Origin of the sequence: Streptomyces sp. ISL-12 (assembly GCF_018614415.1) — a bacterium.
GTDB lineage: Bacteria > Actinomycetota > Actinomycetes > Streptomycetales > Streptomycetaceae > Streptomyces.
The window spans coordinates 26,434-39,365 of sequence record NZ_JAGGOO010000009.1 but is presented as its reverse complement, the minus strand read 5'-3'; the positions used below and the strand labels follow the sequence as shown (position 1 = coordinate 39,365).

Genomic DNA, 12,932 nt, shown 5'->3' with positions numbered 1-12,932 from the left:
CTGCTGTGACGGACCCGCGCGCACCCCTCCCCCTCCACGCGACTACCGGAAAGGCGACAACCACGTGAGCGACATCCCCGGCGGGCCCATGGCGAACCGGCCGGTCCACTTCATCTGGCTGCTGGACTGCTCGTACTCCATGCAGGGCGACAAGATCGCCAGGCTGAACTACGCGATCCGGGAGGCCCTCCCGGAGATGCGGGCGGTGGCGGCCGACAACCCGGCGGCCCAGTTGCTGCTGCGCACCATCACCTTCTCCACCACGGCCCAGTGGCTGCAGCAGACGCCGGTCCCGGTCGACGACTTCACCTGGCAGGACGTCGAGGTGGACGGCATGACCAACCTGGGCGAGGCGCTGACCCTGGCCGCCCGCGAACTGCAGACCCCGCCGATGCCGCAGCGCGCGCTGAAGCCGGTCCTGGCGCTGGTGTCGGACGGTGTGCCCACCGACGACTGGCGGGCGGGGCTGGCCGCGGTCGACGCGACGCCCTGGGGCCGCAAGGCGGTCCGGATCGCCATCGCCATCGGCCACGACGCGGACAAGGGCGTACTCCAGGAGTTCATCGGCAACCCCGAGTTCAAACCGCTGGAGGCGCACAACGGCAAGCAGCTGGCCGCCGCCATCCGGTGGGCGTCGACGGCCGCGGTGAAGGCGGCCTCGCAGCCGATGGCGGGCCAGGAGGACCCGACGGTCAAGCAGCCGTTCGCCCCGCCGGTCCTCGACGACGACGATGACGACGACGTGTGGTGACGCTACGGGTACGGCCCTGGGAGACGCTCGGCGAGAGCGTGCGGGGCGTCGGCAAGCGGTGCAACCAGGACTGGTACGTCTGCCAGGGGACGGGCAGCGCGGACGACCCGCTGGTGCTGGCGGTGGCGGACGGGCACGGCTCGCCGGCGTACGCCCGCAGCGAGCTGGGCGCGCGGTTCGCCGTGGACCGTTTCACGGTGCTGGCCGCCCAGTTCGGCCGCGCGGCCCGCGACCCGCACGGGCCGGGGCGGCCGGCCCGGCTGATGACGTACGCCCGCGACGACTTCCCGCGCGCCCTGGTGCGGGAGTGGCGGGCGGCGGCGCTCGGGCACTGGGACCGGCACCGGCCGGTCGCCGACGACGGGGCGCCGGAGCCGGGGGACGACGAGAAGCTGCGGCTGTACGGCACCACGCTGATCGGCGCGGTGCTCACGCCCTGGCTGCTGGTGGCCTGGCAGATCGGGGACGGTGACCTCGCGGTGGTGGCCCACGACGGCACGCTGGAGCGGCCGTTGGCGCCGGACGAGGAGGCGCTCGGGGACGAGACGGACTCGCTGTGCGGGCCGCGGGCCTGGCGTCAGGTGCGTACGCACTGGGCGCCGGTGTTCGAACAGGCCCGGCTGCCGCGGCTGGTGGTGCTGTCGACGGACGGGCTGTCCAAGAGCTTCGCGTCGGCCGACGGGTACCGGGCGTTCGTCGAGGACCTCCAGGGCCGGCTGGCCGCGGACGGCAGCGCGGGGGTGCGGCACCTGCTCCCCGAGTGGCTGGCGCACGCCGCCCGCCACTCGGGGGACGACACGACCCTCACCGCGGCGCTGCGGCCCCCGGACCCGGGCGTCGGGGCGGAACTGGAACGGAAGACGGAGAGCTGAGAGATGAGCGGCATGCTGGACGGCGGCACGCGGCTGGCCACCGAGAACGGGGACGAGGTCGAGATCCTCGCCCTGCTGGGGGCCGGCGGGCAGGGAGAGGTGTACCGGGTCGCGACCTGGACCGGGGAGAAGGCCCTGAAGTGGTACTACCCGACCTCGGCGACGCCCCAGCAGGAGGCGATCGTCCGGGAACTGGTGCACCGCGACTTCCACGACGACCGCTTCCTGTGGCCCGAGGCCCACGTGGGTCCGTACCGCGGCTCCTTCGGCTACCTGATGGACCTGCGTCCCGAACGGTTCAAGGGGCTGCCCGAGCTGTTCCGCCGCCGGCTGCGCACCAACACCCGGGCCCTGCTGCGGGCCTGTCTCTACACGGTGGAGGCCTACCAGGCGCTGCACATGCGGGGCGTCGCCTACCGGGACATCTCCTGGGGCAACATCTTCTTCGACCCGGCCACCGGTGAGGTGCTGGTCTGCGACAACGACAACGCGGTGGTGGAGGGCGACGTCAGCGGCATCTCCGGCACCATGAAGTTCATGGCCCCGGAGCTGGTGCGCGGCGACCCGGGCGCCCGGCCCGGTACCCAGTCCGACCTGCACTCCCTGGCCGTGCTGCTGTTCATGCTGCTGATGAACCACCACCCCTTCGAGGGCCGCCGCGAGCTGGGCATCCACTGCCTGGACGACGCGGCCGAGCGCAAGCTGTACGGCCGTGACCCGCTGTTCGTCTTCGATCCGGCCGACGACGCCAACGCCCCCGACCCCATGGAGCACACCACGGTGCTGGCCACCTGGGAGGCGACGGCGGAGCGGCTGCGGGAGCTGTTCCGCCGGGTCTTCACGACGGGCCTGCGCGATCCGGCGGCGCGGGTGCGCGAGTCCGAGTGGCGGGACGCGCTGCGGGCGGTGCTGGACTCGGTGGTGGAGTGCGCCTCGTGCGGTCGGCAGAACATGACGGAGCCGGGCGAGAACCCGCCGCCCAGGAACTGCTGGGGGTGCGGGGCCCAGGTGGTGCTGCCGCCCCGGCTGGTGGTGACCACGCCGCCGCCGCGCGCCGGGCACCACATCCGGCTGGGGCGGGCGGCCCGGGTGCAGGCCCACCATCTGGCGCCGGAGCCGGAGCGGCACGACTGCTCGGACGCGGCGCTCGTCGCGGAGCTGGTGGAACACCCCTCGAAGCCGGGCCGGTTCGGCATCGCCAACCGGTCCGAGCGGACCTGGACGGGCAACCGCTCCGACGGCACCCTCCAGCGGATCGCGCCCGGTCAGACGGTGCCGCTGCGGGCCGGTCTGGAACTGGACCTCGGGGAGGGTGCGCGGGCGGTGGTGCACGCCAGGTGACGGCCCGTCACAGCCCCAGTACCCGCTGGATCTCCTGAGCCAGGGCGAGGCTGCCGCTGCCCGCCGCGACGCCGATGCCGATGGTCTCCAGGGCGGCCCGGATCCGGCCCCGGTCGACGGCCCGCCCCTCCTGCCCGGCGCGCACCAGCTCGCCCTGGACGGCCTCGGCCTCGGGCGCCAGCGCGGGGTGTTCGCCGCGCAGCCGCTCGACCAGCCGGTCCGCGAGCGCCAGCACCGCGGCCGGGTCCGCCCCGTTGTGGATCTCGATGTGTCCGTGGTCGCCGAAGTGGGACGGCCCGCTGATGTTCCCGTGGAAGTTGTACGTGCTCATGGTGTGGGTCCTCCCTGATGACCCGGCGCCGCCGGACCCCCCTGGCCCTGCGGCCCGCCGTTGACGGTGATCTGCCCGCCGGTGCCGATGTTGCTGGGTCCGGTGATGTCACCGGAGATGTGGTAGGTCTGGGTGCTGATGACCTGCTGCGCCCGGTCGAAGGAACTGGTGTCGACGTTGTGGTCCTTCAGGAAGCGCTCGGTGGCCACCAGCACGCCCTGCTGGAGCCGGAAGAGGTAGTCCTGCGCGTCGATCCGCTCGGCGTACCCCGCCTCCGCCCAGTCGCTCAGCCGGGCCCGCACGCTGTCGTCGGCGCCGTGGTCGACGAGCAGGTGCTGGTCGGTGATCTCCCGCCGCCTTCTGGCCAGCGCCCGCGCCTCCTGCCGCGCCCGGCGCCGGCGTGCGCGCCGGCGTCCCGGCGCCCGGCGCAGGTCGGGAAAGAGGTGCGAGCCGGTGTACGCGACCAGGCTCCACCACCGGTCGAACGGGGCCACCGGCAGCCGGTCCACCCGGTCGAAGCGCGCGCCGAGCGGCGGGATCACATAGGCGGCCACCTCCCAGGTCAGGTTGGGCCGGTGCAGGATCGCCCGCAGATACATGCAGACGACGACCCGGCCGCCCTCGCCGACCCGTTCCAGGCACAGGTGGGTGCGCATGCCCGCCCCGGGGGTGTGCAGGCCCGCCTGCACGAGCTGTTTGGGGACCTGGGCGCGGGGGCGTGCGGTGCGGTCGGGGACCAGCTCGGGCAGCAGGTGGGCGTGGCTGCCGAGGACGTAGAGCCGGTTCCTGGCGCGCAGGCCCTCCAGGCCGGCGATGGACTCCATCCGCCGGGCCACGTAGGTGTGCAGGTCGACGGCGTCGAAGGGGAGCAGCGGGAGCGTGCCGCCGCCGGGTGCCTCGGCCGGCCGGCTGACGTCGATGGGCTGCCAGACCACCTCCTTGATCTTCGTGCCGCTGCCGACGAAGGGGGTGGTCAGGGCCGCCGCGTCGGCGTAGGGCAGCACGTTGGCCCGCTTGAGTTCGTGCAGCCACGCCTCCGCCTCGGGTTCCACGGGCGGGGCGAGCTTCTCGGCCCTCTCGGTGCCCACGAACACCGCGCGGGCCGCGTCGCGGGCCTGCGACTCGGCGCGGTGGATCAGCCACCAGGAGGCGCCGAGGACGGCGAGCGGTCCGTAGAACCCGACCACGGCGACCGTGCCGTGTCCGCCGGTCAGCCCCCACAGGCCCACCAGGACTGCGGTGACCAGGGCGGCGGCGAGCCGGCTGAGCTGCTTCTCCAGCGCGTCGCGGCGCAGGACGGCGGCGCGGGCGTGCCGGGCGAGGGCGACGAAGTTGATGCCGAGGGTCAGGCCGGGCGAGGTCAGCCGGTCGCCGGTGAGTCCCCGGTCGAGCCGGCGGGCGAGGTCCTCGTCGAGGTGGACCGAGGCGCACAGCCGCCGGGTGACCCCGTCCTTGCGGTACTGCGGCAACGCCGGCAGCGCCCTTCCCCCCACGGTGACACGCCCTTCCCCCGTACTCCCGGCCCACCTTAGCCAGGGAGTCAGGGCGCCGTCAGCTCCACCAGCTTGACGACGGTGTTCCAGTTGCGGGTGGTGGCGACGAGGCCCTTGGTGACGCGGGGCCTGGACAGGAGTTCGGCGAGCCTGGAGCGGCCCAGGCCGTCCGGCGCGTAGAGGTACAGGGCGCGGTCGCCGAGGCGGAACTCCTCGGGGAGACAGGCCGCCCGGTCGATCTCCGCGAACCGTTCGGCGCCGGCCGGCTCGGAGAAGTAGGTGACGTGGAGCTGCTTGGGCGCCAGGTCGGCGGCCGGGAAGGGGCACTGCTCCACGACCGCCCGCAGATAGGCGTGGTCGCGCACGATCACGTCCACGGCGAACCCGAACCGCCCCTCGATCGCCTCCGCCAGCCCGGCCGCGAGCTCCTCCTCGGTGCCGTGCTCCGCGGTGAACACGGCCTGACCGCTCTGCAGATGGGTGCGTACGGCGGTGTGGCCCAGGTCCGCCATGAGGGCCCGCAGGTCGGCCATCGGGACCTTCTTCTTGCCGCCCACGTTGATCCCGCGCAGCAGCGCCGCGTACGTCGTCGTCATGCGCACACGATAAAGCGGCCGTCGTGCCCCGTGGGGGTGGGCGCGACGGCCGCGGTCCGCACCGGCGGACTCCGCGAACTGTAGCCGTTGCCCGCCGCTCCCGCGACGGTCGGCCTCCCGCGTCCCGGCGGCCTCACCCACGACGAGACGCCCGCGGCGGTCACGCCGCCGGCCCGGGACGGCGAGGGCGAACGGGTCGGGGGGTGAGGGGCCGTTGAAGCGGTGAGGGCCCGTCGGCCGTGCGCACGGCCGACGGGCCCTCGTCGCTACTCTCCCCGGACGGCGGCCAGTTCGGCCTCGATCAGGTCGGCCGCCCGCCGCGTACCGCCCTCCTCGGCCATCTCCGCCTGGATCTTCGTCAGCCGCCGGGCCACCTCCGGGTCGTCGACCAGGTCGAGCGCGGCCGTGCGCAGCGCCTCGGCGGTGGCCTCCTCGGTGAGCAGCTTGCGGGCGACACCGAGCGCCTGGAGCATGTCCGCGTTCCCGAACTGGTCCACGGCCTGCGGTACGGCGATCATCGGGGTGGCCGTGGCCAGCCCCTCCTGGCTGCCGCCGGCCCCGGCGTGCGTGACGAACAGGTCCGCCTGCCTGAGGATCGCCAGCTGCGGGACCCAGGACCGCACCTCCACGTTCCCGGGGAGGTCCCCCAGCTCGGCCGGGTCGACGCGCCGGCCGACCTGGAGCACCAGGTGCCAGCCCGGCAGCCCGCCGAACGCCCGCACGCACTCCCGGTAGAAGGCCGGCTGCTTGGTGAAGGAGGAGCCGAGCGACACGAGCACGACCTTCTCGGCACCGGCCGGCCGCTCCCAGCCGCCCTCGGCGCCCCGGTCGCCCTGGCAGGCGCCGACGAAACGGTGGACCGACTCGTCGACCCGGTCGGCGTTGGGCTGGAGCGCCTTGGGGATCAGCACCAGGGAACGGGCGGGACGGCCGACGAACGGGTCCGGGTGCTCGGTGATCCCGTTCTCCTCCAGCCAGGCGTGGAACCGGGCGTAGTACGCCTGACCGCGCTCGGTCTTCAGCGGCTCCTCCCACATCGGCTCGCCGACCTCCTGCTCGTACCCGTCCCAGGCGACGAGGTTCGGCGAGAGGGAGATCGCGGGCACGCCCCAGCGGTGGGCGAGGACCCGGGCCGGGTACGAGGTGACGTCGTGCAGGACGAGGTCCGGCTCGTCGCCCTCGTACGCCTCGATGAGCTGCGGAAGCGCCTGGATCGCGTCGTCCAGGAACGGCTCCACGTTGTCCAGCAGGGTGCTGCCCCAGTCCGCCGGGTCGGCGTCGGGGCCGGGGAGCGTGCTGTGCCACAGCTTGGGTTCGGCGCCGGTCCCGGCGGCCTTCTCCGCCAGGGCGGGCGGGATCGCGTACGTCACCCGGTGCCCCCGCGCCACCAGCTCGCGGATCACCTCCAGGCTGGGATTCACGTGGCCGTGGGCGGCGATGGAGAACATGGCGATGTGAGCGCGACTGGTCATACGAAGACCGTAACGAGACGAGACGTCTCGTGCAAGCGGATTACTGTCGGAGGTGCCGTCATGGTTACTGTCACGGTTGCCGTCGGGGGCACCGGTCACGGTCGCCCTCACCGTGCCAGCACCTCGTACAGCCGCAGCCAGCGCTCCGGCGCCACCTCGCCGACGAGCACGCCCGGGTCCAGGCGTGCGGCGCGGAAGGCCGCGTCCACCCGGTGCCGGGGGTGCTCCCGCCGCAGGGAGGCGTGCAGACTGCCGCCGACGCCGGAGAAGCCCAGCTCGACCAGGCGCCGCCAGCCGCGGTACGCGCGGGCGTCCAGGAGCGGGGCGGGCCGGCGTTCGATGCGGATGATCCCGGCGTCGACGCGCGGCGCGGGCCGGAAGCCGTACCGGCTCACCCGCCCCACCAGACGCCACTCGTGACGCGGCCAGGTCGTGACCGTCAGCAGGGTCCAGCGGCCGTAGTCGCCGGTGCGTTTGCGGGCGTATTCCAGTTGGGTGAGGAGGGTGGCGTCGGTGAGGCCGGGTGCGGTGAGGCACCAGTCGACGATGTCCGCGGTACGGGAAAAGGGCACGTTGCCGGCGACGGAGTACGGCGTGCGCGGGGGGCGTGCGGTCAGGAAGTCACCGCCGACGACGCGGACGTGCGGCGCGCGGGCGAAACGGGCGCGCAGCCCGGGGACGAGCCGGGGGTCGATCTCGTAGGCGGTCAGTTCCCGGGCGCGGCGGGCGAGCGGTTCGGTCAGCGCGCCCTTGCCCGCGCCGGCTTCGAGGACGAGGGGTGCGGTGCGGGGGTCGGGGACGGCGAGCCGCGCGAGGCGTTCGGCGGCGGCGCGGTCGGCGAGGAAGTTCTGCGAGAGCGTGCGGGCACGCGAAGAGGGGCGGGCCATGGCCAGCGGTCCTTGTCTTCCGTGAAGGCGGGAAAGGGCAGCCGAAGGCCCTGACCGGAAGACGAAGGCGTGGAGAGCGCTGCGAAGAGAGCGCGCGGCGCTACAGAGCTACGGGCACGCGGCCCGGGCCGGTCAGGGCACCGAGGCCGCCACGCATCCGGATGGAGTACGTGCAGCCCCGGCCGAGACCGGAGTCGAAGATCGCGTTGAACGCTGCCACGGGGACGACGTTAGGCGACGGCCACTTCCCGGGCAACGGGTTTCCGCAGCGCCCCGTAAGGGGTGCGGGGCTGTGACGTGTGCGGTTCCGCCGCGTGGGCGCGACACGCCACGACGCGTCCGCGCCGGAAGGGCTCACCGCTGGTACCGGGCAAGCACCAGGTTCCCGTCCTCCTCCAGCCGCTCCCGCAACTCCCCCGCCCCGATGGCCCCGCTGTAGTACTCCTGGAAAGCGGGCGTGGCCACCTTGTCCTTCCACTCGGCATACCCCCGCACCGACTGCGCGGGCGCCGACCGCAGATGTCCCGCCAGCGCCGTCCCGACGGCCCACCCGTCCTCCTCCGTACGCAGCGCGGGGTCCCGCAGCGCCGTGCGCCCCGTCGGCAGCATCCAGTCGCCGAGGGCGAGCCGCACCATGTTCCGGGGCTGGAGCAGGAAGGCGAGGAAGGCCACCGCCTCCTCCTTGTGCGCGCTGTCCTGCGCGACGGACAGCGTCTGCGGACTGACCCCCTGGGTGAGCCCCTCCGCCCCGGCCGGCGCGGGCAGCACGCGCCACTCGAAGCCCTCGGGCGCCTGCTGTTCGATCTGCTGGCGGTAGGAGAAGCCGAGCGGCACCATCGCGTACGTGCCGCCGAAGAACCCGGGCAGCGTGTCGGAACCGCCGCTGCCCAGGGTCGTCGGCGAGGCGCTGCGGTCGGTGTTGACCTGGTCGTGGATGGTGCGCGGCACCACCTCGTCGCCCGCCTCGACGCGGACGGTCACCTTGCCGTCCGCCCCGCGGTGGAAGAGCTGCCCGCCCGCCGAGAGGGAGAGGTTGAGCGAGGCCGACACGGGCTCCTTCAGCGGCCAGGCCACCCCGTACCGCCCGGGTCCGCTCAGCACCTTGGTCACCTCCCGGAACTCCGCCCAGCTCCACGGCCGTTCGACCGTCGGTGTCCGGACGTCCGCCTCCGCCAGCCGCTCCGCGTCGGCGATCAGCACCCGTGGCTCCTGGAGGAACGGCACCCCGTAGACCCCGTCGCCGAAGGTGACCGTCTCCCAGCTGCTCGCCGGGATGTCCGAGCGCAGCCGCTCGGGCAGCAGGCCGCCGAGGTCGGCCAGGTAGCCGCCGTAGGCGAAGTCGGCGAGGTCGTCGGAGGCGTCGTGGATGATGTCCGGCGCCTCGCCGCCCTCGAAGGAGGTGAGGAGCTGGTCGTGGACGCTGTCCCAGCTGCCCTGGACGTACTCGACGTGGATGTCCGGATGGGCGGCGTTCCACTCCGCCACCAGCTCCTCGTTGGCGGCCACCGACTCCTGCTGCCAGGCCAGCGACTGGAAGCGGAGGGTGATCCGGCCGTCGTCCGCGCCGTCCCCGCCTCCGGCGCAGCCCGCGAGGAGCAGCAACAGAACGGCGGTCAGGGCGGTGATCCTCGTACGCATCAGCTCTTCACCGCCCCGGCGAGCATGCCGCCCGTGATCCGTCGTTGGATGAGGGCGAAGACCACCAGCGAGGGCAGCGTCGCCAGGAAGGCCGCCGCCGCGAGCGGGCCGAGGTCGGCCACGCCCTCGGCGCCGAGGAAGTGGGTGAGGACGACCGGCAGGGTCTGTTTCTCCGGGGTCTTCAGCAGCACCAGCGCGAAGAAGAACTCGTTCCAGGCCGTGATGAACGCGAACAGCGCCGTCGCCACGATCCCGGGCGCGAGCAGCGGCGCGGTCACCGACACCAGGGTGCGCAGCCGCCCGGCCCCGTCGACCGCCGCCGCCTCCTCCAGCTCGGCCGGCACGGCGCGCGCGTACCCGGCCAGCATCCACAGCGCGAACGGCAGCGACCACACCACGTACACCAGCACCAGTCCCATCACCGAGTCGATCAGCCGCAGGTTCTTCAGCACCAGGAACAGCGGGATGATCAGCAGCACGAACGGGAACGCCTGGCTGACCACCACCCACCCCGTGGCCGCCTTGGTGAGCCGGGTGCGGTGCCGGGCCATGACGTAGGCCATGGGGGTCGCGATCAGTACGGCGATCAGCGCGGCGGCGAGCGCGGCCAGCAGGGAGTTGAGCCCTGCGCGCAGCAGCGGCTGTTCGTCGAAGGCCTGGCGGAAGTTGGCGAGGGTGGGGTCGTGCGGGATCCAGGTGGGGTGCAGGCTCGCCAGCTCGCGCGGGGGCTTGAACGCGGTGGAGAGCAGCCAGAGCAACGGGAAGGCAAGGAAGACCAGATAGGCGAGGAGTGCGGTGTACTGGCCCGCGCGGGCCCGGTTCGAGGTCCTCACGCGTCCTCGCCTCCCTTCAGCCGGCCGACGAGGAAGACGGCCAGCAGGACCGAGATCACGGCGACCATCACACAGCCCATCGCCGCCGCGTAGCCGAACTGCCCGTAGCGGAACGCCTCTTCGTAGGCGAAGAGCATCGGCAGCCGGGTGCGTCCGCCGGGGCCTCCGCCGGTCAGTACGTAGACCAGGGCGAAGGAGTTGAAGTTCCAGATCAGGTTGAGCGCGGTGATGGCGAGGGCGACCGGTCTGAGGGCCGGCCAGGTCACCGTGCGGAACCGGCGCCAGGCGCCCGCGCCGTCGACCGCGGCGGCCTCGTGCAGTTCGCGCGGGGTGTTCTGGAGCCCGGCGAGCAGGGTGACCGTGGTCTGCGGCATGCCCGCCCAGACGCCGACGACGATGACGGCGGGCAGCGCGGTGCCCAGGCCGCTGAGCCAGTCCCGGCCGTCGCCGAGGCCGAGGTCGCGCAGGGTCTCGTTGAGGATGCCGGCGTCCGTGTTGTAGACGAGGCGCCACATGATACCGACGACGACCTCGGGCATGGCCCAGGGGATGATCGCCAGGGCGCGGGCCAGCCAGCGGAGCTTCAGGTCCTGGGAGAGCAGCAGGGCGAGGCCGAGGGCGAGCAGGAACTGCGGCACGGTCACACCGAGCGCCCACAGCAGGCCGATGCGGAACGACTCCCAGAACAGCGTGTCGTGCAGCAGGTCCTGGAAGTTGAGGGCACCGATCCACTGGGTGGGCTCGGTGCGGCCCGACTGGGCGTCGGTGAAGGCCAGCAGGACGCCGTGGAGCAGGGGGCCGACGCTGAACACCAGGATGGGGATCAGGGCGGGCAGCACCAGGAACCAGGCGCCGGGGCCGGGTGCACGGCGCGCGGGTCCGGTCACCGCCCCGGCCGTCCTGGTCACGGCCGTTCTCGTCACGATTTCCACCCCGATCTGCCGTTTTGTGCGCCCTGTGCGGGCCTGGTCATGGTCGTGAAGGCGACGCGCCCCGTCAAGGGACCTCGCACACCGCCCCGACCTGTGCGAATGCGACACTGGGGCGGGATTCGGAGCACGGAGGCGGACGATGGACGAGGCACGGGCGCGGGAGGTACTGGACGCGGCGGGAGTGCTGCCGGGCGCGGTGGCCGGCGCGCGGCTGCTCACGCTGGGCGAGAACGCCGTGTTCGCCGCCGGCCCTCTGGTGGTCAAGGTGGGCCGCGACGCCGGGCTGCTCGACCGGGCGCGCCGGGAGCTGGCCGTCGCGCTGTGGCTGGCCGAGGCCGGGGTGCCGGCGGTCCGGGCCGCCGTGCCCGAGGCGCTGTCGGTCGAGGGCCATCCGGTGACCGTGTGGCACCGGCTGCCCGAGCCGGTGCGGCCGGCCGAACCCCGGGACCTGGCTCCGCTGCTGCGGGTCGTGCACGCACTGCCTTCCCCCTCCTTCGGACTGCCGCCCCGCGAGCTGCTGGACGGTGTGGAACGCTGGCTGCGGCTGGCGGGCGACACGATCGACCCCGCCGACGCGGAGTTCCTGCGCGCGCGCCGCGACGGCTTCGCGGCGGCCGCCGCCGCGCTCGTCCCGGCGCTGGAGCCGGGCCCGATCCACGGTGACGCGCTGCCCCGCAATGTGCACGTCGGCCCGGACGGTCCCGTCCTGGTCGATCTGGAGACCTTCTCCAGCGACCTGCGCGAGCACGACCTGGTGGTGCTCGCCCTCAGCCGCGACCGCTACGGCCTGCCCGCCGAGGCGTACGACGCGTTCACCGGCGCCTACGGCTGGGACGTGCGCGACTGGGACGGCTGTGCGGTGCTGCGCGGTGCCCGGGAGACGGCCAGTTGCGCCTGGGTGGCGCAGCACGCGCCGAGCAATCCGAAGGCGCTGGCCGAGTTCGAACGCCGGGTGGCGTCGCTGCGGGACGGGGATCCGACGGTGCGGTGGTATCCCTTCTGAGGCCCTTTCCGGCGTGCGGCGCTCAGACCCGCTCGTCCACCGGCTCCCGTACCGGCCACATGCCGTCTATGACGGCCGTGGCGTCACCCTTGCGGCGCAGGAAGCTCTGGAAGTCCGCCGCCCATTCGGCGTACCACTCGATCTGCCGGCGGTGCAGCTCGGCCGGTGTCAGGGCCGCGACCTTGGGGTGGCGGCCGGCTATCGCGCGGGCGAGGCGGGCCGCGGCGAGGGCGTCGGCCGAGGCGTCGTGGGCGGTGTCGAGCGGAACGCCGTACTCGGCGCAGACCGCCTCCAGGTTGCGCTTGCCGCGGCGGTAGCGGTCGACGGACCGGTCGATGGTGTACGGGTCGACGACGGGGGCGGGGTCCGGGCCGCCGAGGCGGTCGCGCAGGGACGGCAGGGCGTGGCGCCGCAGTTCGGCGGTGAGCAGGGTGAGGTCGAAGGCCGCGTTGTAGGCGACGACCGGGACGCCCGTCTTCCAGTAGGCGACGAGGACGTCCGCGATGGCGTCCGCGACCTGGTCGGCGGGCCGGCCCTCGGCGGCGGCGCGCTCGGTGCTGATGCCGTGCACGGCCACCGCGCCCGCCGGGATCTCGATGCCGGGATCGGCCAGCCATTCCCGGTGCCCCAGCGGCTCTCCGGCTCTGACCTCGATCACGGCGCCCGTGACGATGCGTGCCTCGCGCGGATCGGTGCCGGTCGTCTCCAGGTCGAAACCGACCAGCAACTCCTGGTGCCAGCCCATGGGTGGCCCCCCCTTCTCGGTGCGTTCCCCCAGTGGCC

The 12,932-nt window shown here is 73.5% G+C and carries 12 protein-coding genes and 1 pseudogene; 4 read left to right on the top strand and 9 right to left on the bottom strand.

All coding sequences use genetic code 11. The features are described 5' to 3' along the window. Positions 1-88 precede the first annotated feature (88 nt). From J7I94_RS02420 to J7I94_RS02410, 3 genes are read left to right on the top strand one after another with little or no spacing between them, the layout of a single operon-like run. On the top strand, positions 89-751 hold the full coding sequence (locus J7I94_RS02420) for a tellurium resistance protein (protein WP_215164798.1): 663 nt from the start codon (positions 89-91) through the stop codon (positions 749-751). Beyond that, complete coding sequence (locus J7I94_RS02415) at positions 745-1,623, top strand: protein phosphatase 2C domain-containing protein (RefSeq protein ID WP_215164773.1); 879 nt, start codon at positions 745-747, stop codon at positions 1,621-1,623. Before J7I94_RS02420 ends, J7I94_RS02415 begins: the two co-directional genes overlap by 7 nt. Positions 1,624-1,626: 3 nt before the next feature. Further along, positions 1,627-2,964, top strand: coding sequence for a serine/threonine-protein kinase (locus J7I94_RS02410; RefSeq protein WP_215164772.1), 1,338 nt, complete (start codon positions 1,627-1,629; stop codon positions 2,962-2,964). Positions 2,965-2,971: 7 nt separating this feature from the next. Here the strand turns inward: J7I94_RS02410 and J7I94_RS02405 are convergent, their stop codons facing one another. From J7I94_RS02405 to J7I94_RS02370, 8 genes and pseudogenes are all read right to left on the bottom strand, one after another. Beyond that, on the bottom strand, positions 2,972-3,295 hold the full coding sequence (locus J7I94_RS02405) for a hypothetical protein (protein WP_215164771.1): 324 nt from the start codon (positions 3,293-3,295) through the stop codon (positions 2,972-2,974). Further along, positions 3,292-4,788: a hypothetical protein gene (locus tag J7I94_RS02400; RefSeq protein WP_308114478.1), complete on the bottom strand. Its 1,497-nt coding sequence runs from the start codon at positions 4,786-4,788 to the stop codon at positions 3,292-3,294. Before J7I94_RS02400 ends, J7I94_RS02405 begins: the two co-directional genes overlap by 4 nt. Before the next feature lie 47 nt (positions 4,789-4,835). Continuing rightward, a complete protein-coding gene (locus J7I94_RS02395) occupies positions 4,836-5,384 on the bottom strand; it encodes a DUF1697 domain-containing protein (protein ID WP_215164770.1) in 549 nt (182 codons plus the stop codon). Positions 5,385-5,650: 266 nt separating this feature from the next. Continuing rightward, positions 5,651-6,918 (bottom strand): annotated as a pseudogene (gene mgt, locus J7I94_RS02390) (macrolide-inactivating glycosyltransferase). A 45-nt stretch (positions 6,919-6,963) separates the two neighbouring features. Beyond that, entirely contained in the window at positions 6,964-7,743 is a 780-nt protein-coding gene (gene erm(O) / locus J7I94_RS02385) for a 23S rRNA (adenine(2058)-N(6))-methyltransferase Erm(O) (protein WP_215164768.1), read from the bottom strand. 354 nt (positions 7,744-8,097) lie between these two features. Continuing rightward, positions 8,098-9,381, bottom strand: coding sequence for an ABC transporter substrate-binding protein (locus J7I94_RS02380; RefSeq protein WP_215164767.1), 1,284 nt, complete (start codon positions 9,379-9,381; stop codon positions 8,098-8,100). Further along, positions 9,381-10,214 carry a carbohydrate ABC transporter permease gene (locus J7I94_RS02375; RefSeq protein WP_215164766.1) on the bottom strand — a complete coding sequence of 278 codons (834 nt, stop codon included), beginning with the start codon at positions 10,212-10,214 and terminating at the stop codon, positions 9,381-9,383. The genes J7I94_RS02380 and J7I94_RS02375 overlap by 1 nt, the downstream gene beginning before the upstream one ends. Continuing rightward, positions 10,211-11,137 (bottom strand): carbohydrate ABC transporter permease, encoded by a 927-nt coding sequence (locus tag J7I94_RS02370; RefSeq protein WP_374198349.1) that lies wholly within the window; start codon positions 11,135-11,137, stop codon positions 10,211-10,213. Before J7I94_RS02370 ends, J7I94_RS02375 begins: the two co-directional genes overlap by 4 nt. Before the next feature lie 148 nt (positions 11,138-11,285). Between J7I94_RS02370 and J7I94_RS02365 the strand changes: the two genes are divergently transcribed. Next, positions 11,286-12,149, top strand: a complete 864-nt coding sequence (locus J7I94_RS02365) for a phosphotransferase enzyme family protein (protein ID WP_215164765.1) — start codon at positions 11,286-11,288, stop codon at positions 12,147-12,149. Positions 12,150-12,171: 22 nt separating this feature from the next. Here the strand turns inward: J7I94_RS02365 and J7I94_RS02360 are convergent, their stop codons facing one another. After that, complete coding sequence (locus J7I94_RS02360) at positions 12,172-12,894, bottom strand: 3'-5' exonuclease (protein WP_215164764.1); 723 nt, start codon at positions 12,892-12,894, stop codon at positions 12,172-12,174. Positions 12,895-12,932 lie beyond the last annotated feature (38 nt).